Source organism: Pseudomonas sp. EL_65y_Pfl2_R96 (assembly GCF_963970905.1).
Taxonomy (GTDB): Bacteria; Pseudomonadota; Gammaproteobacteria; order Pseudomonadales; family Pseudomonadaceae; genus Aquipseudomonas.
The window spans coordinates 115,463-137,368 of record NZ_CAXAQH010000002.1 but is presented as its reverse complement, the minus strand read 5'-3'; the positions used below and the strand labels follow the sequence as shown (position 1 = coordinate 137,368).

12 protein-coding genes and 1 pseudogene are annotated in these 21,906 nt (G+C 58.2%); 6 read left to right on the top strand and 7 right to left on the bottom strand.

The window, feature by feature from the left end; genetic code table 11:
- Positions 1–5: 5 nt before the first annotated feature.
- Both AACY49_RS03225 and AACY49_RS03220 read right to left on the bottom strand, forming a co-directional pair.
- Positions 6–3,155, bottom strand: a pseudogene (locus AACY49_RS03225) (efflux RND transporter permease subunit).
- Positions 3,152–4,261 carry an efflux RND transporter periplasmic adaptor subunit gene (locus AACY49_RS03220; RefSeq protein WP_339521593.1) on the bottom strand — a complete coding sequence of 370 codons (1,110 nt, stop codon included), beginning with the start codon at positions 4,259–4,261 and terminating at the stop codon, positions 3,152–3,154. The pseudogene AACY49_RS03225 and the gene AACY49_RS03220 overlap by 4 nt, the downstream one beginning before the upstream one ends.
- A gap of 218 nt (positions 4,262–4,479) precedes the next feature.
- On the opposite strand from AACY49_RS03220, the gene AACY49_RS03215 reads away from it, so the two are divergent.
- Positions 4,480–5,925 carry an efflux transporter outer membrane subunit gene (locus AACY49_RS03215; RefSeq protein ID WP_339521592.1) on the top strand — a complete coding sequence of 482 codons (1,446 nt, stop codon included), beginning with the start codon at positions 4,480–4,482 and terminating at the stop codon, positions 5,923–5,925.
- A 127-nt stretch (positions 5,926–6,052) separates the two neighbouring features.
- Here the strand turns inward: AACY49_RS03215 and AACY49_RS03210 are convergent, their stop codons facing one another.
- From AACY49_RS03210 to AACY49_RS03200, 3 genes are all read right to left on the bottom strand, one after another.
- On the bottom strand, positions 6,053–6,679 hold the full coding sequence (locus AACY49_RS03210; protein WP_258700316.1) for a TetR/AcrR family transcriptional regulator: 627 nt from the start codon (positions 6,677–6,679) through the stop codon (positions 6,053–6,055).
- 182 nt (positions 6,680–6,861) lie between these two features.
- A complete protein-coding gene (locus tag AACY49_RS03205) occupies positions 6,862–7,011 on the bottom strand; it encodes a winged helix-turn-helix transcriptional regulator (RefSeq protein ID WP_339521877.1) in 150 nt (49 codons plus the stop codon).
- A 524-nt stretch (positions 7,012–7,535) separates the two neighbouring features.
- On the bottom strand, positions 7,536–8,462 hold the full coding sequence (locus AACY49_RS03200; RefSeq protein WP_339521591.1) for an AraC family transcriptional regulator: 927 nt from the start codon (positions 8,460–8,462) through the stop codon (positions 7,536–7,538).
- A gap of 165 nt (positions 8,463–8,627) precedes the next feature.
- On the opposite strand from AACY49_RS03200, the gene AACY49_RS03195 reads away from it, so the two are divergent.
- The 3 genes from AACY49_RS03195 (at position 8,628) to AACY49_RS03185 (ending at position 12,038) form a co-directional block, all read left to right on the top strand.
- Entirely contained in the window at positions 8,628–9,677 is a 1,050-nt protein-coding gene (locus AACY49_RS03195) for an NAD(P)-dependent alcohol dehydrogenase (protein WP_339521590.1), read from the top strand.
- A 44-nt stretch (positions 9,678–9,721) separates the two neighbouring features.
- Complete coding sequence (locus AACY49_RS03190) at positions 9,722–10,744, top strand: alpha/beta hydrolase (RefSeq protein WP_339521589.1); 1,023 nt, start codon at positions 9,722–9,724, stop codon at positions 10,742–10,744.
- A gap of 85 nt (positions 10,745–10,829) precedes the next feature.
- Complete coding sequence (locus AACY49_RS03185) at positions 10,830–12,038, top strand: MFS transporter (protein ID WP_339521588.1); 1,209 nt, start codon at positions 10,830–10,832, stop codon at positions 12,036–12,038.
- A 321-nt stretch (positions 12,039–12,359) separates the two neighbouring features.
- Here the strand turns inward: AACY49_RS03185 and AACY49_RS03180 are convergent, their stop codons facing one another.
- The gene (locus AACY49_RS03180; protein WP_339521587.1) at positions 12,360–12,770 is read right to left on the bottom strand and encodes a DoxX family protein; all 411 of its coding nucleotides are present in this window, start codon (positions 12,768–12,770) and stop codon (positions 12,360–12,362) included.
- 95 nt (positions 12,771–12,865) lie between these two features.
- Between AACY49_RS03180 and AACY49_RS03175 the strand changes: the two genes are divergently transcribed.
- Positions 12,866–13,246: a winged helix-turn-helix transcriptional regulator gene (locus AACY49_RS03175; RefSeq protein WP_339521586.1), complete on the top strand. Its 381-nt coding sequence runs from the start codon at positions 12,866–12,868 to the stop codon at positions 13,244–13,246.
- Positions 13,247–13,317: 71 nt separating this feature from the next.
- Positions 13,318–14,718, top strand: a complete 1,401-nt coding sequence (locus tag AACY49_RS03170; RefSeq protein ID WP_339521585.1) for an MATE family efflux transporter — start codon at positions 13,318–13,320, stop codon at positions 14,716–14,718.
- Between the two features lie 215 nt (positions 14,719–14,933).
- On the opposite strand, the gene AACY49_RS03165 is transcribed toward AACY49_RS03170, so the two are convergent.
- Entirely contained in the window at positions 14,934–21,896 is a 6,963-nt protein-coding gene (locus tag AACY49_RS03165; protein WP_339521584.1) for a beta-ketoacyl synthase N-terminal-like domain-containing protein, read from the bottom strand.
- Between the last annotated feature and the right edge of the window lie 10 nt (positions 21,897–21,906).

Here is a 21,906-nt window from a genome sequence, read left to right as displayed (position 1 = left end):
TATGGCTAAAGCTTTGTGGTCAGGTGAACGTCGAGAGGACGGGGTGGCGTCCTATCCACTAGGCTGGCTTGCTTATTCGCTGTTTCAGTTTGACCCGTATTGTCAGGACGGATCTTGAACCAGATGGCGTACATCGCTGGCAGGAACACCAGCGTCATGATGGTTCCGGCGAATGTGCCTCCGATTAGCGTGTAGGCCAGCGTCCCCCAGAAGACGGAGTGTGTCAGCGGAATGAATGCCAGGATTGCCGCAAGCGCTGTCAGCAGTACCGGGCGGGCACGTTGTACCGTGGCTTCGACTACTGCGTGAAACGGGTCCAGCCCTTCTTGCGCGTTGTGATGGATTTGCCCAATCAGAATCAGCGTATTGCGCATCAAGATGCCCGACAACGCGATTAAACCGACCAGAGCATTGATACCAAACGGCTGCTGGAAGACAAGCAGTGTCGGTACCACACCAATCAACCCTAACGGCGAGGTGAGGAACACCATGATCAACGCCGAGATTGAACGGACCTGCAGAATGATGATGAGCAATGTCATGGCTATCATGATTGGCAGCAACGGTAAAATCGCCTTACCAGCCTTGCCTGACTCCTCGATTGCACCCGCCTGCTCAATCCGGTACCCGCCAGGCAGTTTCTCAATGATCGGCTGCAACTCCTTCATGACCACACTTGAAACGTCGGGCGGCTGCAAGCCTTCGGCAATGTCACCACGCACGGTGATGGTCGGCGTGCGGTCACGACGTCGGAGGGTCGGATCCTCCATACGAACATCGACCTCTCCCACCTGAGACAGCGGAATCCGCTGACCCGCCGTGCCTACCAGCGTAAAACCTTCTATCTTGGCGGGATCGAGCCTGATATCCCCCGCTGCGCGACCAACCACCTGCACCGAGCGAATGTCCTCACGAACTGCGGTGATCGGTACTCCGGCCAGCAGGAACTGCAGTTGCTGCGCGACTGAGCTTGACGTCAACCCCACCGCCTCCAGGCGATCCTGATCCAGAGCGAAATGCAGCGTCGGCGTCAGCGGTCCCCAATCGGTGTTGACGGTTCTCATCATCGGGCTCGACTGCAACACGTCCTGTACCTGGCCCGCAATCTCACGCAACTTTGACGGATCAGGTCCCATCACCCGGTAGGCCACCGGAAATGGCGAATAAGGACCAAATACAATTTGAGACGCCCTGACACGAGCCTCTGGGGCGAGTCCTTCAGCGACCGCTTCGCGAAAGCGGAGTTTGAGGGTTTCACGTGCCTCCTGACTGTCCGTCAGCACTACGATCTTCGCGAACGATGGATCGGGCAGTTCTGGCGCCATCGCCAGGAAGAAGCGTGGCGCCCCCTGCCCAATATAGGCCGTGACGATTTTTGCCTCTTCCTGCTTTTGCAGCCAGGCCTCGACCTTTGCGGCAGTGGCACTGGTCTGCTCGATGGAGGTTCCGTAGGGCATTTGCACCTCGACCATTACCTCGGGACGGTCAGAGGTCGGGAAGAACTGCTTCTTCACCAGGCTCATGCCTAAAACTGCCACGAAAAGCAGCGTGATAACCGTGCCAGCCACCAGCCATTTGCGGGCGATGACCCGTGTCAGAACTCCGCGGAAGCGGTTGTAACGGGGAGTGTTGTAGATAGCCGCATGCCCACCCTCTACCTTCTTGATGTTTGGCAACAACTTCACCCCCAGGTAAGGGGTGAAGGCCACCGCGACGACCCAGGAAGCGATCAAAGCAATGCCCACGATCCAGAACATGTTGCTGGTGTACTCGCCGGCTGTCGATTGCGCGAAGCCGTTCGGCAAAAAGCCGATAGCCGTCACTAGCGTACCGGCAAGCATCGGCGCGGCCGTATGACTCTAGGCGTACGCGCAAGCTTTGATGCGGTCGTAGCCCTCTTCCATTTTCACCACCATCATTTCGATGGCAATGATCGCGTCGTCCACCAGCAGTCCCAGCGCCAGAATCAACGAGCCGAGGGTAATACGGTCAAAGTTCTTTCCGGTGGCCGCCATCACCACAAACACTATCGCCAGCGTCAACGGTACCGCCGCTGCGACCACGAGGCCTACCCGCCAGCCCATGCTGAGAAAGCAGACAAGCATCACCACAAGCAGCGCGACAAAAAACTTGACCATGAACTCGCCAACGGCCGAGTCAATGTTCACGGCTTGATCAGTGACCTTGGTCAGCGTCATGCCCAGCGGCATGCCTTCATTTATCTTCGTCGTCTCGGCGTCCAGCGCCTTGCCCAGGTCCAGGCCATTCCAGCCCTCGCGCATTATGACCCCCAGCAACAAGGCCTCTTCGCCGTTATTGCGCACCAGGAAGGTGGCAGGGTCTTCGTAGCCTCGTTCAACCGTCGCCACGTCCGAGAGCTTCAAGGTGCGCCCCTGAATCGCCAGGGGCGTGTCACGAATTTTCTCCAATTTATCGAAAGCGCCATCCACCCGCAGGAAAACCTGCGGCCCGTTGGTTTCGATGGAACCGGCGGGTGTGAGCACGTTCTGGCTATTCAGCGCGGCGAAGATGTCCTGGGGAGAAACGCCCAAGGTGGCCAGTCGGTCATGGGAGAAGGACACAAAAATGCGCTCGGCTTGTTCACCGATGATGTTGACCTTCTTCACGCCCGGCACATGCAACAGTTGTTGGCGCAACGACTCTGCATCACGCACCAACAGTCGCTGCGGCTCGCCTTTGGCTTTGAGGGCGAAAAGCGCAAACGTCACGTCCGAATACTCGTCATTGACCAATGGCCCGATCACACCCGCCGGTAGCCTGGTGGCTTCGTCGTCGAGCTTTTTACGCGCCTGATAGAACTCCTCCTGCACTTGCGAGGGCGGCGTGCTATCGAGCAGTGACACCATCGTGAAAGCGAGGCCAGGACGGGTGTAGGTTTCCGTGCGGTCGTACCATTTCAGTTCTTGCAGGCGTTTTTCAAGTGGCTCTGCTACCTGATCCTGCATCTCCTGCGCCGTGGCGCCCGGCCACGCGGTAATGACCGTCAACTGCTTGACCGTAAACGGAGGATCTTCCGCACGTCCCAGCTGGAAGAACGCCAGGGTGCCTGCAACGGCAATCAGGAAGATCAGAAACACCGTAATAGATCGCTCACGAACGGCGATCGCGGAAAGATTGAAGCGCCCCTCGCTCATGGACGACCCCCGGCAACTTTGGCGTCATCCTGTTGAGGCAATCTCACCTGTTCACCTTCGCGCAACAGATGTGCGCCTAACGCTACGATCTGCTCGCCGACTTTGAGGTCGCCCGCGACTCGCACTGTGTCGTCGCTCAAGCCCAGGATTTGTACAGGTCGCCAGGCCACCTTCGCCGGCGTACCGGCGATGACCCACACGCCAGTGCCTTGGCCTGGGTCATAAACGGCAGCGATCGGTACTTGCAGCCCCTGCCCTTGCGCGGCGCCTTCAGCGATCCGAAGCGTGACGGTCGAACCTATCGGTGCATTGGCCAGCGCCCCCTCAAGCACATACCGCGCCTCGAAGGTGCGCGTCATTCGGTCGGCCGAGTCAGAAAGCAGCCTCAGCTTCGCTGCAACAGCATCCGTGGTATTGCCATAAAGCGTCGCCTGCGCGATGGATCCTGCCGCGGGGCGCAACGTCTCGGGCAGGTGCACGATGGCTTCGCGCTGCCCTGCCCGCGCCAATCGAACCACGGGCTGTCCCGGGCTGACAACTTGTCCGGGCTCGGCGAGCGTCTCCACCACAACGCCGTCGGAATCCGCAAACAGCACCGCATAACCAGAAGCATTGCGAGCTACATCAGCCTGCGCTTCAGCGGCGCCAAGCTGCGCCTTTGCGGTATCCGCTGCGGCTTTGATCTGGTCATAGGCCGATGCAGAAATAGCACCTGCGGCGACCAGGTCGCGATACCGAGCCTCGTCATCTGCAGTCTGCTTGGCTCGGGCCCGAGCGGCTATGACCGACTCTTGCTGTGCGCGCGCCTGCAACCCTAGGTCGATTGGGTCGAGGCGCATGAGTGGCTGACCACGTTTAACGGTCTGACCGGTGTCAACCAGACGCTCAAGCACCTTGCCTGATACCCGAAAACCCAGATCGCCCTGGACGCGGGCAGCCACGACACCCGTGAAAGAACGTGAGGCGTCGGAGGCCCCCTGAACCGCTGCGGACCTGACCAGAGGAGCATGCGTGCGCGGATCTTCAACGGTGGATGAGTCGCCACATGCCGTCAGGACAAGAGGCAACAAGCAAGCGGCAATGGGGGAAGGTCGAAGCCGGCGCATAGATTCCCTTACTTAAAAATAGGACGAGCGCCACATTCTCAGTCTAGTGACCATATGTGTCAATGGTCACGAACCATGAAACATTCAGCTTCTCAAGATCAACACCGAAACCGTCGCCGCCCCCGAGAAGAAACCAACATTCGCTCAAATCGCCTCAATTGACAGAGTGTGACTATTTAGTAATATGGTCACAAATATCCTCTATTGAAGGAATCTCAATGCCTCCCCTCCGTCCAATCGCTCTTTTGGTCAGCGCCGGCTTATCGGCAGGTTGCGCGGTCGGTCCGGACTACCATCGTCCAGACGCTCCGCTCTCGGATCGTTACTTGGGTCAGCCTTCTGTCGAACAGCGTCGTGGAGCGACGCCGACCAGCCTTGTAGCTTGGTGGGAAGGCTTTGGTGATCCAGTGCTAACCGACTTCATCTCCAAGGCGCTTGAGCAGAATCTGGACCTGGCGCAGGTATCGGCGCGAGTCACACAGGCGCGGGCCGGACTAGGTGCTGCAAATGCCGCTTTACTCCCCTCAGGGAACATCAGCGGACAGGCCGCACGCTCCTACCAGTCAATCGAGACGCCGCTCGGCCAGGTGTTGAACTCAACGCCTGGCAATGATCGGTACGCAAGCGCCTACGAGGCCAACCTCGATGCCAGCTGGGAGGTAGATGTCTTTGGCGGATTGCGCCGCGGACGCGAGGCTGCTCTGGCCGAGTACCAGGCTTCCCAGGCAGGCGTCGCCGCCACACGATTGGCCATCGCCGCGCAGACCGCTGATATCTACATCACTGTCCGCGGACTGCAGACCCGGCTGGACATTGCGAACCGACAAGTCAAAACACAGCAGGAGCTACTAGAGAAAGTCCAATTGCTCTACAGCAAGGGGCTCGCCGCCAACTATCAGGTTCGCCAGACCGAGGGGGCGCTATCGCAGGTCCAAGCGACAGTGCCTGTCCTGCAGACCGGCCTGGATGCTGCCATGAATGCGCTGGATGTAATGCTCGGCACGCCGCCAGGTACTCACCGCACACAACTGGCAAGTGCGGGGAGCATTCCTGTAGCGCCGCAGTTAAAGGCGATGGGAACGCCGGCCGATTTGCTGCGCCGCAGGCCAGACCTCATTGTGGCTGAGCGCCGTCTTGCGGCCTCAAACGCACGCATCGGGGAGGCGATTGCCGAGTACTACCCGAAATTCTCCCTTAGCGCATTGCTGGGCAGTGCCACGGCTGTATCCGCAGGCAATCTTTTCACCAGCGGCGCCAGCCAGTCGGCGGGCGTATTGGGACTGCGCTGGAGGCTCTTCGACTTCGGTCGCATAAACGCCCAAATCGACCAAGCCAAGGGACAGGAAGCCGAAACCCTGGCCGCTTACCGTCAGTCTGTGCTGCGCGCCACCGAGGATGTCGAGAACGCGTTCTCCTCACTGGTGAATCGGGAAGCTCAAGCAACCACCCTCACCGGGGGAGAGGCGTCTCTGACACAGGCTCGCCAATCGTCGTTCATTGCCTATGAGAAAGGCACGGCCAGCCTGATCGATGTCCTGCACGCCGACGAGACGATGCTGCAGGCTTCCGATGCTCGGGCACAAGCGCGAACGGAATCGGCACGAGCGGCGGTTGCGGCATTCAAATCGCTAGGGGGTGGCTGGCAACCGCCTGAAGTCATGTGACCAATTCAGATAATGGTCACAGCACAGATAAATAAGATGCCCTTCGACGGATGGACGAAGGGCAAAGTGAGAGCCGTTTGGTGATCTGTCGCTTACCCAGGGTATACCGTAAACCTTTAGCCGAAGGTCAAGGCATGAGGCTACGCAAGATGAGGTTGGAGGTGAGCGTGGGCGCCTCCTCGACGAAATCGAGGTTGTACTGCAACAGCAAAGGGTTGACGAATGGTCGCAGCGCGAGATGTATCGCTTCTACTGTCTCGTCCAGCGGAGTCTTGCGCTCAAATTCACCAATCTCTCGCCCCTCCCGCACGATTTGCAAAACGAAGCGTTTGATCTGTGCGTCATAAACCTGCGAACTGGGCCAGCTTTCCGACGCCGCGAACGCTGCGATGTCGTAGAGTTTTCGGTCGTTAAAGAACAGATCCACACCTGTGGCGATCACAGTTTTGACCAAACGTCGAAAGCGCTCCGTCGGCGACAGGTCTTCTACATTGATAGCCTGCTCCACAGCCGCGACGATTTCTGCCAGGCAATTTGCGCAGATGGCTTCACCGATCGCCTGCTTGGAATCAAAAAATTTGTAGATGTAGGCCTTTGAAAACCCGATGGCCTTGGCCAGGTCGGAAACCGTGGTTTTACCATAGCCGTATTGACTGAAGTGTTCGTTGGCTGCCGCGACAATCTGGTCTCGAATGTCGTGATCGGCTGGGCCACGGGGGCTGGGCGAAGATGAAGATATCGATGGCTGATTCATGGGAACAGCTTACTCATCCTATCGAGGACTGACAACTTGTGACCGATAAGACATATAGTCACAAATCGACCGTTTTGAGCGACTTTTCCGAGCAATCACAAACTTCAGTCGATCAGGCGCGAACCGGGCTGACGCTTGAGTGATCGAACATGACGGATTAACGTTCCGCAAGCTCATCGTCGCTAAGTAGTTTCCATGCACTTGGCGTCGTGCAGGTGACGAAGCTCAGCCCAGACTATAAGGGCTGTCATAGCCGGGCCAAGTGCATGACCAAGCGCCGTCAGCGCGTACTCCATTCGCGGCGGTACTTGAAAGATGTCTTCCACAGCGATTACACCGCTGATGAGATGCGGCCGGCGCTGAATGCCGCAGTCAAGGGAGCGAAAATTAACCGAGGTTGCTGCGAGGTGCCGTCTCCAAGACGGGTTCGGGGAACGGAACTGCGAACGAAGGTGTCATCTGTATTAGGCACCGTGGTGTCGCAATCCTGTTGGAATAGAAAGGTGGTTTTCATGAACAATATTATCTACATCGTCGGGGCTGTTGTGATTGTCCTGGTTATTCTGTCGTTTGTCGGTCTTGTATAGCCTTAGCTGCTGAGCACGTTCATTGACTCATCAGTTTGTGCTAACGACTTTTTGAAGGTGTCGGGGTGAGTTACTGAAGATACCTCTATGAGACACCCCAAGCGCTGCCAGCTGAGAACCGTCCTGATGACGCCGGTCGCGGCGAGATCGCACGTCCACTCAGCCAAGGTAGAACTTGAAGAACGAGGGCCTGCCTGGTGGAACAACGGCAGTCCAGATGACCGGTAATTTCGCGACCGTTTAGATGAATGCTGTCTGACATGGCGTATTTATGTTGCTACCCCCTGCCCTCGCAACATCGCAATATCCCGCTTGGGGGGTACGCCAAACAGACGGCTGTATTCTCGGCTGAACTGCGACGGGCTTTCATAGCCGACCTTGTACGCTGCGCTTGATACTTCCTGATGCTCGTTGAGCATCAATCGCCTCGCCTCGTTCAATCGCAACCACTTCTGGTACTGCAACGGGCTCATCGAGGTGAGCTGGCGGAAGTGGTGATGAAAGGTGGGTGTGCTCATCTGCACTCGCGCCGCAAGTTCTTCGACGCGAAGCGCCGAGGCGTAATTCAACTTCAGCCAGTCGATGGCTTTTGCGATGCGATAACCCTGGCCATCGACCGAGGTAATCTGCCGCAACCTGGCAGCCTGATCACTCTTCAAGAGACGATAGTGAATTTCGCGCTGAATCAGGGGCGCAAGCACAGGGATGGCTTCAGGTTCATCGAGTAGCGCCAGCAAGCGCTCGAACGACGCCAACATGGCAGGCGTTACTGAACCAATCCCTACACCTTTCACCACTGATCGATCACGGGTTGGCGGCAAGTCACCCTGCACTATCAGCTCAGCCAGCATGCGCAGATCCAGCTTCAAAGTCAGCCCCAGACATGGCTGCTCCGGGCTTGCCGCCAGCACCTCTGAATTGGCAGGCAAGTCCAATGAGGTGATCAAAAATCGCGACGTGTCATAAGGGTAGCTCTCGCCACCTACCCACAACTGTTTCTCACCTTGGGCGACGAGGATGATGCTTGGCTCGACCATGCAGACGACGGGCGGCGATGGATGTTCGCGCCTGAAAAAGCCGAGGCCCGTAATGGGCGTTCCGTAGTCACCTGGTTCCGGGATCTGCGCGCCAATGATCTGCGCAAGCGTTTCTTGTGGCGATAGGTATTGAGCAGCGGTGTCGTGTTTGATCGTCATGTTCGTCTTGTACCTCTTCGCTGAACTCTAACTCGCCCGCTCGCGACCGTCCTGCAAAAAAACAGAGACTCATAGAATCAGGCAAGTAATCCAGCGCAATGCACTACAGGGAGTCTGGGCAGAGCCGGAGAATGTTCATCCGACAAAGCCATCGAGGACTCTCCCATGCTTGTACAAGCCTATGGTGCTCATGCGGGCGACAAGCCCCTTGAGCCGTTGCAAATCATTCGCCGTACACCCGCCGCCCATGACGTTCAGATCGATATCGCATTTTGCGGCATCTGCCATTCGGACTTGCATCAGGTACGAGCCGAGTGGGCCGGCACGCAATTTCCTTGCGTACCGGGGCACGAAATTGTGGGTCGTGTATCGGCGGTAGGCGCGCATGTTTCGGATTTCAAAGTCGGCGATCTGGTCGGCGTCGGTTGCATCGTCGACAGCTGCAAACACTGTGAAGACTGTGCCACGGGTCTGGAAAACTATTGCGACGGCATGGTCGGCACCTACAACTTCCCGACCCCGGACGAGCCCGGCTGGACGCTCGGCGGCTACTCGCAAAACATCGTGGTGCATGAACGTTATGTTCTGCGTATCCGCCATCCCGAAGAACAACTGGCCGCCGTCGCACCCCTGCTGTGTGCGGGCATCACCACCTATTCCCCATTACGTCGCTGGAACGCCGGGCCGGGCAAGAAAATCGGCGTGGTCGGCATCGGTGGCCTGGGCCACATGGGCATCAAGCTGGCCCACGCGATGGGCGCCCACGTCGTGGCGTTCACCACTTCTGAATCCAAGCGCGAAGCGGCGAAGCAACTGGGTGCCGACGAGGTTGTCGTGTCGCGCCATGCTGAAGAGATGGCCGCGCATGCCCGGAGCTTTGACTTCATTCTGAACACCGTCGCAGCCCCCCACGATCTCGATGCCTTCCTTGTTCTGCTCAAGCGCGATGGCGCGCTGACCCTGGTCGGTGCGCCCGCCTCGCCGCATCCATCGCCCAATGTGTTCAACCTGATCATGAAACGACGAACGATTGCCGGCTCGATGATCGGCGGTATCCCCGAGACGCAGGAGATGCTGGATTTCTGCGCCGAGCACGACATCGTCGCCGACATCGAGTTGGTTCGGGTCGATCAGATCAATGAATCCTATGAGCGGATGCTCAAGGGCGACGTCAAGTATCGCTTCGTGATCGACAACGCCACATTGGCTGGCTAAGCGAAGGCGCCAGCGAATAACCACCCAATCGAAAGGACTATCCAGTGAAAGGCATTTTGCTTGCCCTAGGGCTGCTTGTTACCTCTTTTTCTTCAACGGGAGCCGACCTGTCGAACGGCGCGGACAACTTCTACAAAAGCGAAAAAGTGACGGTAGAAAAGGTCACCTTCAAGAATCAATACGGCATGAAGGTGGTGGGCAACCTGTTCACCCTGAAAGGCCTCGACCCGAAAACGAAAAATGCAGCCATCATCGTGGGCCATCCCATGGGTGCGGTAAAGGAACAGAGTGCGAACCTGTACGCCAGCAAAATGGCCGAGCAGGGGTTTGTCACGCTGTCGCTGGACTTGTCCTTCTGGGGCGAGAGCGAGGGCACGCCTCGCCAAGCTGTTTCGCCAGATATCTACGCGGAAGACTTCAGTGCCGCTGTGGACTTTCTCGGCACTCACCCGTTCGTCAATCGTGAACGAATCGGCGTCATCGGCATCTGTGGCAGTGGCAGCTTCGCCATCAGCGCGGCCAAGATCGATCCGCGTCTGAAGGCCATCGCCACCGTCAGCATGTACGACATGGGCTCGGCCAATCGTAATGGCCTCAAGCACGGTGTAACGGTAGAACAACGCCAGCAGATCATTCGCGTAGCGAGCGAGCAGCGCTATGCCGAATTCCAGGGCGGTGAAATCCGCTACACCGGCGGCACGCCGCTCAAACTGACCGGCAACGCCGTAGGCGACGAGTTCTACAACTTTTATCGCACACCGCGAGGCGAAGTCACTCCGGCTGGCGCATCGGCGCAGACAACCACCATGCCGACGCAGACCAGCAACGTGAAGTTCATGAACTTCTATCCGTTCAACGACATCGAGACTATCTCCCCTCGCCCGCTGCTGTTCATTGCTGGCGCCCAAGCACACTCACGCGAGTTCAGTGAGGATGCCTACAAACAGGCTGCCGAGCCCAAAGAACTGCTCATCATTCCAGATGCCGGGCATGTGGATCTTTACGACCGGGTCGACCTCATTCCATTCGCCAAGTTGACCACGTTCTTCAAAAGCAACCTGAAGTAGCTTGCCGGTGCCCCGGCCGGGCACCGGTTATCTCGCGGCCTCGTTCCCGGGGTCGCGACGCTTCGCGCATTACAGGATTCAATCAATGACCCGTCACTCCCTCCCAGCCCACCGGAGCACTGAACAATCGTGGGGCGCCGTATTCGCCATGTCGCTCGCTGCCTTCGTCCTGGTGGCATCGGAATTCATGCCGGTCAGCCTGCTGACGCCGATTGCCGCCGATTTGCATATCACCGAGGGGCAAGCGGGCCAGGGCCTTTCCGTCTCTGGGTTGTTTGCGCTGTTTGCCAGCCTCCTGATTGCTTCAGTGGCTGCGCGGGTCGACCGCAAACCGCTGCTCCTTTCCCTGACACTGTTGATGATCCTTTCCGGAACAGTGGTTGCGTTCGCGCCGAACTACTGGATGTTCATGATCGGCCGCGCGTTGATCGGTGTGGCGATAGGCGGCTTCTGGTCGCTGTCGGCGGCAACCGCCATGCGCCTGGTGCCTGATGACCAGATCACTCGCGCAATGGCAATCGTCAACGGCGGCAACGCTCTGGCGACAGTAATTGCAGCACCTTTGGGCAGTTTTCTCGGCGCCTTGATCGGCTGGCGCGGCGCATTCTTGTGCGTCATTCCGGTCGCGATAGTCGCCTCTACCTGGCTTCTGTTCAGCCTTCCAGCGATGAAGTCGCAGAGCGGTTCAGGCACTGGAAATGTCTTCAGGTTGATGCAAAGCCTACCGGTCGCGTTAGGCATGGTGGCGGTCAGCGTTTTTTTCGTGGGTCAGTTCATGCTGTTTACCTATTTGCGCCCCTTCCTTGAAACGGTCACGCACGTCAGTGTTTCCATGCTGTCGCTGATGTTGCTCGTCCTGGGTCTGGCGGGCCTCGCGGGAACCTTCCTGATTGAACCATTCTTGAAAAATGGCCTGCATCGCACCCTCATCGTCATCCCGATCTTGATGGCGGTGATTGCGTTGGCGCTGGTTTCGTTCGGCAGTTCGGCCGCAACCACGACTGTCTTGTTGGGCCTCTGGGGATTGGTTGCGACTGCTGCACCGGTGGGATGGTGGACATGGCTGGCCAGAACATTGCCAGAGGCTGCTGAAGCGGGAGGCGGCTTAATGGTGGCGATCATTCAACTGGCCATTGCATCGGGAGCCACCGTGGGCGGGCTGGTCTTTGACTCAAGCGGTTATCGAACGACCTTCGAGCTGAGCGCCGCGTTGCTGGGCGTGGCGGCTGTTCTTGCCTTCCTGGCTGCACGCGCAACCTCGCGGGAGCCTGTTGCATCGGAGAGCATCGCTTGAAAAAAACACAAGACGCGCCAAGGCGAGTCTTGTGGTCCCTGTGGAGCAATCGGTTGCTGACTAGACGGTAAAATCAGCGTGCACTATCGATGATTTGACCACCGTCCGGCGTCAGGCTATACCCCGTCAAGAATTGCCCATCTTTACTGGCGAGAAACAGCACCACCGGCTCAATGTCCTCTTCGGGCGATCCATAACGGCCAAGTACGTTAGTGGGAGCAGGCACATCCGCCGCAACTTCGCTGTGGCGCGGCCGATACCGCGACCGGCTCCAGTGACGATGGCTACTTTCCCATTGAGTCGAGTCATATAAGTCTCCTTTTATTTGAGAGGCGTCTGGATGACCGCCGTCAGCAGTGGGTAAGGCGACGGAAGATCGCGAACAGCGTTTTGTGTCATGAAGGAGGCAACCAAGAGGATGAGCCCTACAACTGCCGGGATGGAGCCTTTGGGCTTGCGAACACCCAGGTGTGCTAAAGCGGAAAGCAGCAGGTGATAAAACATGCCGACATAGGCAAGATCACTGAGCGCCACGTTAAAACGCCACAGAATCGCGGCAGGCCCAAGTACCTTGACCACGATCATGAAAGGCACCAGGTAGGAGGCTGAATAGCCCAACTCCGCTTGTGCATTTCGAACATAGTCGCCCTTGGCGACGTACATGGAGGCGGAAGCGAAATAGAGCAGCGACAGCAGTGCCGTGCTGATCCAATAAACATAGTTTTCGATCATGAGGTTTTCCTGAGCAAGTGTTAATGCGTCGACTCAGGCCAAAGATGTCGCCTAATATGAAAAGCTACAAGTAGGATGAAAAAGTGGTGCTTAGTATGGAAAACCAGACTAATGGTGATGATCAGATCAACATGCACGAGGAAATGCGCCGTGCATTTTCGCTGCTTTCAGGCAAGTGGAAGCTGGAAATCATGTGGTTGTTGAACCAGCGGATCTATCGTTTCGGAGAACTGCGCAAGGCGATTAGCGGCATCACCCAGCACATGCTGACGGCACAACTTCGTGAGCTCGAAAACGATGGGCTGGTGTCGCGAACAGTCTTCGCAGAAGTGCCCCCTCGCGTCGAATATGAAATGACGGCAAAGGCCCGTGCGCTCGGGCCGACGATGGAGGCACTCGCGTTATGGTGGAGCGAGTATGGGAAAAGCGTGCCGGTGAAGCCAAACTCGCGCGGTCGCAAACCTGAAAGCACTTAAGCATCGGGCGATGGTGCCACCTGGAAACGGCAGCGACCATCGCGGCAGCCGCGAGACAAAGGAATGTGAATATGCGGCACTGGTTTGACGCAGGGGTGGCGAAAAGAATCGCCATCGTCTCGTTTCCGTTGATGGGGACGATGGTCGGCAATTTATTGATGATGCTTGTCGACAGGCTATGCCTGGCACACTACTCACAAGATACGCTGGCCGCCTCCGGTCCCGCAGTATTCACGAGCATGGCGATCATCGCTTTCTTCTGTAGCACCGTGGGCGTGTCACGTTCCTTTATTGCACAGGCGAATGGTCGATCGGGGCTCAGCGAGGCTTGGAATGAAGCCGCACTGGGGCTGCTCCTTGGTATTGCCTGCGGTGCCCTGCTGTTTGTCGCCGCCCCGCTGATCGCGATGATCCCACAGCTCAGCTCCCGCCCACCGCAGATTGTCAGCCTCGAATCGCAGTACATGCTCTGGGCGGCGATCTTCGGTGGCGTAATGACGATCGACACAGCGCTGTCCTCGTTCTTCAACGGTGTGGGTCGAACCCGCGAAACGCTCATGGTCGGCATCGTTGGTCAAGTAGTCGACTCAATCTTCACCGTCGGCCTGGTCTTCGGAAAGTTCGGGCTGCCCGAAATGGGAATGGCCGGAGCCGCTATCGGTACGTTGATCGGCACTCTGTCCATGCTGACGTGCTACGCAGTAATGCTGCCTCGAGAAATCTGGCTTGAGTTGATGAACATCTTCATTGCCCGTAGCGAGCGCCTACTGCCCCGGCTGTTCTTCCGGCTGCGTAGAGGTGTTCCCAGTGGCTTATCCGCCGGGGTGGATCAGCTCGGCAACACTGCATTCATCTGGATAGTCGCGGTACTGGGCTCTAGTGCGCTAGCGGCAAACAACGTCAATCTGACGATCAATTACCTGGGCATCATCCCGATCATCGGTTTGGGTATTGGTTGCAGCATTCTGTGCGCCACTGCAGTGGGCAAGGAGCAATACACTGAGTTGGCAACGATCCTACGGGTGACCGTGACCATCGAGCTGCTCTACGTGCTGCTGGTTTCCACCGTTCAAATCACTTTGCCACAGGCCTTGCTCAAGGCTTTCGGCGACCTGGGGAACAACCCGGAGACCGTCGCCCTGGCCATCGATACACAACGCGTACTGTGGACATTCTCCGCCGCCTTTGTCTTCTCTATGACGGGTGCAGCCGTCTTGGAGAGTATTGGCATGGCCAGATTTTCGCTGGTCGTGCGCCTGGTTCTGATGTGGTTTATAAGCATTCCGTTGATCTATTACGTCGCAATGAGCAATCGCGATGTCCCGTCGTCGCTGATGACATGCTGGGTCATCGGTTCGGTGTTCGAATTTTTGATTGGCGCCATTTATTTCTGGCGAATCGCCAAAGCCATTCGAGGGGCCGAAAACCGTCTTCACGTCGATCCTCATCCGGCCAGCGAGAGCGCCCTATGAACCTGAATGAAGTCATTCGTTTCGCACCTTTAGCGATCAACCGCTTTACAGGAAGTCTGGCACAGCTGTCCAGACGAGGCGGATTGGGTCACGCAACTCAGGACGCTACTGATCTGCTCACTAACGGTTTCGGGGTGGCCGTGTGGCTCCACAGCGGGCTACCCCCTTCCAGAAATGCCTCTATAAGAAAGATCCGTACAAGCACTTAGTGTGCTTTATTCTCCCAATCCCCATGCTCCTTCGTCGGCAGCCAAACCCTCTAGTAAGCGACAGTAATCGGCAAACATTGCGTCAACCAGTGTCGGAGTCAGGCGGTTAGCCGCGAGATCCCAGTGGATCAACAAACCTTCTGCCTGCTCGATACTCAGATTGTCCAGCGCCACACCGTGAGTGCGACTCGTACTTTTAACGAGTGTTACTCCCTCGGGCAGGTCCAGTGGCCCTTGTGGGTTGAGTCGGGTAAAAACCACAGGGAAATCAAGTTTGCGTGGTCGTTGTTTGTCCGTCGCCACCTTACGAAGTGCTTGCAGGCCATTGGTCATGCTGTGCTGTTGATCCTCGGTGAAGATCCGTTCGCAACGCCGGGCCTGCTCTATAAAAGTCATAGGTTCATTGTTGAAATCGATCCAGCTCAACGTAGTGAAGTCGCCGACCAGCGCGTCGATCTGCGGGTGCACTGCAGGCCTCTTCCAACCAGGGGCCACCAGAGTAAAGGCCGGCTGGGCGCAGTGTTTCGCAATGCTCCAGGCATAGGCAGAAATCAGTACCGCGTCGGCCGAGATTCCTGTTCGTGCGATACGATCACGCAGCGCTGGCCAACAATCAAGGTAGTGCTCATATTCCAGGTACAGGCCATTGATATCCCTTTCGTCATTCACCTGCGGCCCTTGGGGTAGCAGTCGGAATTTTTCCTGCCAGTAAAGAGCTGCGTTTTGCGCCGCTGGTGTGCGGTTGTACTGTCCGAGAGCCTCCATATAACTACCAAAATTGATGACCAACGGCGTCTGCGGTAGACCGTGGTAGAGATTCAGTAGTTGATGGATCAACAGATCTCGACTGGGGAGGTCGACGAGCAGCAGGTCCACCGCCAGATGCACCAGGCTGCGTTGTTCATCCAGCGTACTGACCCGCAGTTCAGCATAAGGCCACTCTCCCAGCGCCGTCACCCGGCCAAGCATCTCTTCGACGATCCGCGATCCACTGACATTCTTCTCGACCGTTTCGAGTTTCATCAATAGCGGTGCTTCCATGATCTGCTGGGTGCCATTGGGCAGAATCCGGGTCCGCAGCATCGGATGGTGCGCCACCAACTGCTGCCAGGCCTTTTCCAGTCGAGCAATGTCCAGCGCTTCGATAGCAACGGCCATATAGAGATGTGAACTGCCCTGCCCCCGGTGCAAAGAACGGTTGAAAGCGTAGGCCTGCTGCTGATCAGTCAATGCAAAAGGTATCTTTGGCGGCGCATCGGGCGCCAGCTCAAAAGGCGCCACATGAACCAGCGTTGATGTTTTGAGCGCCCACCAGTCGTTATCACCATTCGCCAACGTGACCAGCAACTGGCAATAGTTGCCAAACAGCTGATCGATCATGCCGACGGGATAGCAGTCGATGGCGACGTCCCAGCTGAAACTCAACGCCCCGCCACGCTCGCGCAATTGGTGATCGAGGTTGATCTGTGGCGTCTGGGTGACGCAGTAATGTTGGGCGTCGCCAAAGCTCGGCGCGCCGTCGATTACCGGGTTGTTGAGCATCGAGGTGAAGACCACCTCGCCACCGTTGAACAGCTTCGATTTGTCGCCACGCTGACGGACTTCGCGAAGTGCAGAGATGCCACTGACGCTGGCGTGATCAAGGTCCGCCAGCAACTGGCGCTGCACCTGTTGCGCCAGTTCGGCCAGGGTTTGTTCCGCCGCGCCGGCAAAGACAAAGAACTGCGTGGAGATCAGCGGCCCGACCAGCCGATCAATGTCCGGGTGCACCGGGAGTCGGCCATAACTGGTCGATATCAACGAAAAGGCCTTGCCGGCATTGGCCTGTTGCAGGATCAACCCGAACAGACTCAACAGCAGTGCAGTGCCTGAAACCTGCAAAGCATCGCCCCGCGCTTTCAATCGCTGCCAGCAGCTCTGCTCAAGGGTTGAGGTCAATCGACGACGCTCGCGGCCAGCAGGTCGCGATGCCTTGGGCAAGGACAAGCCAGTCGGTGCCTGCGCCAGCTTGTCGACCCAGTACTGCAAATCACGCTGGTAGCGTGGCGACTGTTTGAAAGCCTCCAGCGACAGCTGATAATCACGCAACGACACGCCCTGAGCCGGCAACTCGGTGGCAGATTCCTGATAAATCATCAGCCATTGCTGCAACAGCACCTCCAAAGAAGTGGCATCGACAATCAACTCGTCGATGCTCAGATGAACCCGGCTGACTTGGTGATCCAGCAGCGAAACGACTATTTCAAACAGCGTTTCCTGGCCGCTCAGATAAACCTTGTGCGACATCGACGTGCGAAGGGCTGCCAGCGACTGCTCGCGGTCAGTTGGTTCGCTACGGCGAAAGTCGTGGGTTTTGAAGCGATAAGGCGGCAGTTCGCCGACCTGTTGGCGGCCGTCATTCAGCAACCTGAGCCGTAACGCGTCGTGGTGAAACATCAATCGATTCCACGCCTGATTTAGCCTGTAGACGTCCAGCTCCGGCCAGTCGAATTCCAGATAGATATGGCAACCGACCCGCTCAGACTCGGCCAGCAGCCTGCGGCCCGACAAAAAGGATTGCTGGATATCATTGAGCGCAAAAGGCTGATGCCGGGCGTCGGGAGCCACCTGCAACACAGGCACAAGCTGATCGTCGCCTTGTCGCTTCAGAGCTGCCAGACAAGTTTCCACTGAGCCAAGGCTCAGGTACGGGCTCAGTTGTGCCAACGATACCGACAATTGCAGATGCTGCTCCAGCCTGGCCTTGAGGGCCACCGCGCCTAGAGAGCTGAGGCCGAGGCTGGCCAGGCTCCGCGATTCGCAACCCGCGAGTGTTTGCGGATCACATCCCAGCAACTCAGCTAGCATCTGGCGCACGCTTTTTTGTGACGGTGTCTCGCATTCGCTTGCCTGAGTTGTAGTTTCAACCCGTCGCGGCGCCAGCCAGTGACGCTCCCGCGCAAAGGCATAACCCGGTAAGCCAATTCGCTGTGGTTCACCCAGATGCGGTAGTTTTCGCCAGTCCGGTTCGATGCCCTGCCGCCAATAATCGGCCAGCGCGAGCAAGTCGCGCTCCAGCAGTGCCTGGGTGACCGTGTCGCCAATGGCAGTCGCCTGTTCATCAACCAGCGAGACATTGTCCGACAAGCCCCGAGCGAGTGCGTCCAGCTGCTGTTGCAGAGACTTGATGCTATCCACCACGCAAGCCCAGCGGCAAGCCATCGCCGTTCGCCCCACTTGCAGCGTGCAAGCAATGTCAGCCAGACACAGATCGCTGCGTTGGCTAATGGCGTGGTTCAACCGTGCCGCCTGCTCCTTCAGTCGGTCGACATCACGCGCCGACAACAGGATCAATTGAGGCTCACTGTCGCCCGCTGCCACACGATGGCGGGCGTTGTGTTCCTCCACGACCAGATGGGCATTGACACCGCCAAAACCATAACTGTTGATGCTCGCCCGACGTGGCATCTCGTGACCGTCGATGTCCTTCAACGCCGGCCATGGCCGGTTCCCGGACGAGAGCGACAGTTGCTGCGGATCGAGTGTGATCGCGGGATTGAGTTGTTGATACCCCGCAATGCCCGGCAACTGGCGCTGTTTCACTGCGTCTATCACCTTGAACAACGCCGCCATGCCGGACGCCAACTCACAATGCCCGATCAGCGGTTTCAAGGTGCTGATGTTCCAGGCCGCGCCGAGTTGGTCACCACCGCTCAACTGCACACGCGCCGCCTGGATCGCGTCAATTTCGATGGCATCGCCCATCGCCGAACCGGTGCCGTGGGCTTCCACGTAGCTGACAGTGTGCGGCGCAACCCCGGCGCTGCGGTAGGCGGCAACCATCGCCGCTTGCATGCTGGCGTGATCGGGGGCAGTCAGCGAAATCCCTCGCCCGCCATGACCCACGCCGCTGCCCTTGATTTTTAGATGGATCCGGTCTCCGTCCCGTAGCGCGTCGGCCAATGGTTTGAGCAACAGCACACCCACCCCTTCGGCACGCACATAGCCATCAGCCTCGGCCTGGAATGAACGGGTGTTCGGCTGCTCGCTGAGAAACCCCATCTGCCGGTAACCGGCCGTTTCATCCGGCGACAGCAACAGGTTAACCGCGCCGACCAACGCCTGGCGACACTCGCCGGCCCGGATCGACTGCATGGCCCGATGCAACGCGACCAGCACCGATGAGCAGGCGGTGTTGCAGTATTCGCTCGGCCCCCGCAGATCGAGGAACCAGGAAATCCGGTTGGCGTACATACACGGAGAAGAAGACGTCAGCAGATACGGGCTGTCGCGGGGAACCTCGACGACTTCGCGGTACTCACTGGGCGCGGCGGCGACAAACACGCCGGTTTCACGCTGGGCAAACGCTGCGGCAGCGATCGCAGCATCATCGAGCGCCCACCAGGCATGCTGCAACAGCAGCCGTTGCTGAGGGTCCATCAGCGCCGCTTCCGCCGCCGAAACACCAAAAAACCAATGATCGAAACACTCGATCCCATCGATGTAGCCACCCGCAGGCCCAGCCGTTGCGCGTTCGGGTGGCACGTCGCGTATCTGACTGACGCCACTGCGAACAGCTGCCCAAAACCCCTCCAGCTCCCCACCGGGGAAACAGCCGCTGATGCCGATGACGGCAAAATCATCGTCTGCTACAGCAAGCGTCGATGGCGGTTTTTGCGCTAAGGCTGCCTGAGTCTCTTTTGACGGCGGCACCTGCGTTCCGAGGCGTTCTTGCAGCGCAGCGACGATTTTCTCGACGCTGTTGTAGCGAAAGAAAAAGCTCGGTTCCAGCGACAGACCGAACGTCATGCCCAGTTGTTCGCTGAGCGCGAGCAAGTCAGCCGAGTCCAGTCCCAGCTCCATCAGGCTGTGGCGTGGTGACACTCGGCTGCCTTGCGCTTGTCCCAGGCAGCGATTGACGCCCTGACGCACCGCGTCGTCGATAGAGATCGCGGGTTGGTCAACCATTACCGTGACCAGCTGAATTTCCTGGCGCTGGCGGCAGGCCAGGTCATAACGCACCAGAACGCCGTGCCCCGCATTGTCGGCATCGGCGGGACGATAACCGGGCACCAGCCGCTCGATTTGTGCGCCGTGCAATTCGTGGAAACGCAACACCGGGTCCAGCAGCACGCCCCGCTCGTCACGGCTATGAATGTAGTCCGCCTGGGCAATGTCTCGGTACTTGGGATAGTCCTTGCAGCGGGTCACGCCGACCACAGTGTCGACGCCATTGAGCAGCGTGCAATATTGCAGCATAAACTCCAGCAACTGATCGCCGTAACCGCTGTACTGATGCGTCGGCAGGATGTTCAGGCTCTGGATTTGTACGGTGCTGCCGTTGCCATGGAACAGCTGATCGACCGTGGCGAAATTGACCGCGAACAGCCCTTCGATCCGGGTGATCCGCTGGGAATAGATGACACCGACCACTTCGCCCTTGAGCTCCAGCGCCAGTTGACCGGCAGGGTCCTGGTTCAAGCGGCGCCGCAGAATGTGTTCATCTACCCGGCCGCCTTCGGGCCAGCAAGCCTGTTCCAGCATCAGCAGCGCGGGCATGTCTGCCAGCGTCACATGCCGAACACGGTATTCCCGCGCCCGGTAACAACCACTGGTGGCCGCGCAGTCGATGCCGTCTAGCGGCAGCCTGTGCAGCATCCCTGGATCGGCAAACAGCCCGGCACCGGCCAGCGCCATCAGGTAGTGCGCTGCTTCAACCGGGTAATGACAGGCAAAGTGATCAGCCTGCGGACCGTCGGGGCGCCAGTGGCTTTCGCTGAGTACTATCGATTGCTCACCAATCAGCGCCGCCAGCGCTTTTGCCGAGGTCTGCAGACTGCCAAGCACGCTGGCGCCCTCCGCCGCCTGGCCATCACAACGCAGGTAATAACGCTGTGGCACCTGTAAGGCGGGTTGCTGCGGCGCCGTCCCCGGCTGTTGCAGGTTTTGCTGACCGATACCCAGCCACAACACTCGCGCACTGGCACCGACACCCGCGTTCCGAAGCCGCTGACGCAGCGCCGCCGGATCGCTCACTACCGCATCATCAAGCATCAGCAATTGCAGGGGGTTGCTGTCCAGCGCCTGGCCTCGGGCCGTATGGTGCCGCACCCATTGCCCCAGTTCACTCAACGCAACGCCGGGATGGCCGCCCAACTCGACGATCCAGTCCGGCTGCGCGGACAACGGCTGCGCATCGAAGACCTTGCCCAGTAACTGTTCAAGGGCGGGCCGATCACCCGGCCAGACTTGCTGCTCAGCAGCGCCCTTCAACCATTGCAACACGCCTGCCCACCGCTCACCCTTGCCGAACAGCAAGTCATCAAGGGTCGCGGGCAAACTGGCGTAGTACGCCAGAAAAGGCTCGCTCAGCCGTTCGTTTATCAGCGTTCGCCGCTCGGGATGAAGCACCAGTTGTCGTTCTTCGCAGCGAATCCATTGCTGGGTCCGGAGAAAATCGCTCAATAGCTGGATGCGTTCCGGGCCGGTCTGGTCGTTGTCGATGCGCCGTGGATCAACCCGCCCAGTGTCGATATCAATCGCCCCGTTCAGTTGCAACCGGCGCAACAGCACCAGCGATAGCAACTCGTTCAGGCCACGAATAAAAGCAGGACAGAGCAGATTCCAGTCCAGCGCCGACAGCTCCAGCCAGCGCCACAGGTGCGGTATGTCCTCCGCGCACGGCATTCGCTGCGGCGCCAACAACGAAAACAGTTCGGCCACTTCTGTGGGCAGCGTACCGATTGCCGATGCCCGGCCATTGAAGAAATACTCGTCGCCACTCGACTGGCTCAACCAGCCAAACGCCTTCAGCCCGTCAAAGGCCACCCGTAACGGACCGGCATTGATCGAAGCAGCCGCTACAAAAGGCGCAAACCCGAACGGCTGGTTGATTCCACTACGAGAGATCAGTTGACGACTTTCCAGACTCAGCACACTGGCGATGAAAAACAACTGATCGGTAAACGTGGCGTTCATCGTCTTTTCCATGACAAGGCAT

Excerpts from the sequence above, each read along its gene's own strand:
- AACY49_RS03185 (WP_339521588.1), top strand. The coding sequence starts at position 10,830 with ATGACCCGTCACTCCCTCCCAGCCCACCGGAGCACTGAACAATCGTGG.
- AACY49_RS03215 (WP_339521592.1), top strand. The coding sequence starts at position 4,480 with ATGCCTCCCCTCCGTCCAATCGCTCTTTTGGTCAGCGCCGGCTTATCG.
- AACY49_RS03180 (WP_339521587.1), bottom strand. The coding sequence starts at position 12,770 with ATGATCGAAAACTATGTTTATTGGATCAGCACGGCACTGCTGTCGCTG.
- AACY49_RS03210 (WP_258700316.1), bottom strand. The coding sequence starts at position 6,679 with ATGAATCAGCCATCGATATCTTCATCTTCGCCCAGCCCCCGTGGCCCA.
- AACY49_RS03200 (WP_339521591.1), bottom strand. The coding sequence starts at position 8,462 with ATGACGATCAAACACGACACCGCTGCTCAATACCTATCGCCACAAGAA.
- AACY49_RS03220 (WP_339521593.1), bottom strand. The coding sequence starts at position 4,261 with ATGCGCCGGCTTCGACCTTCCCCCATTGCCGCTTGCTTGTTGCCTCTT.
- AACY49_RS03165 (WP_339521584.1), bottom strand. The coding sequence starts at position 21,896 with ATGGAAAAGACGATGAACGCCACGTTTACCGATCAGTTGTTTTTCATC.
- AACY49_RS03175 (WP_339521586.1), top strand. The coding sequence starts at position 12,866 with ATGGAAAACCAGACTAATGGTGATGATCAGATCAACATGCACGAGGAA.
- AACY49_RS03170 (WP_339521585.1), top strand. The coding sequence starts at position 13,318 with ATGCGGCACTGGTTTGACGCAGGGGTGGCGAAAAGAATCGCCATCGTC.
- AACY49_RS03195 (WP_339521590.1), top strand. The coding sequence starts at position 8,628 with ATGCTTGTACAAGCCTATGGTGCTCATGCGGGCGACAAGCCCCTTGAG.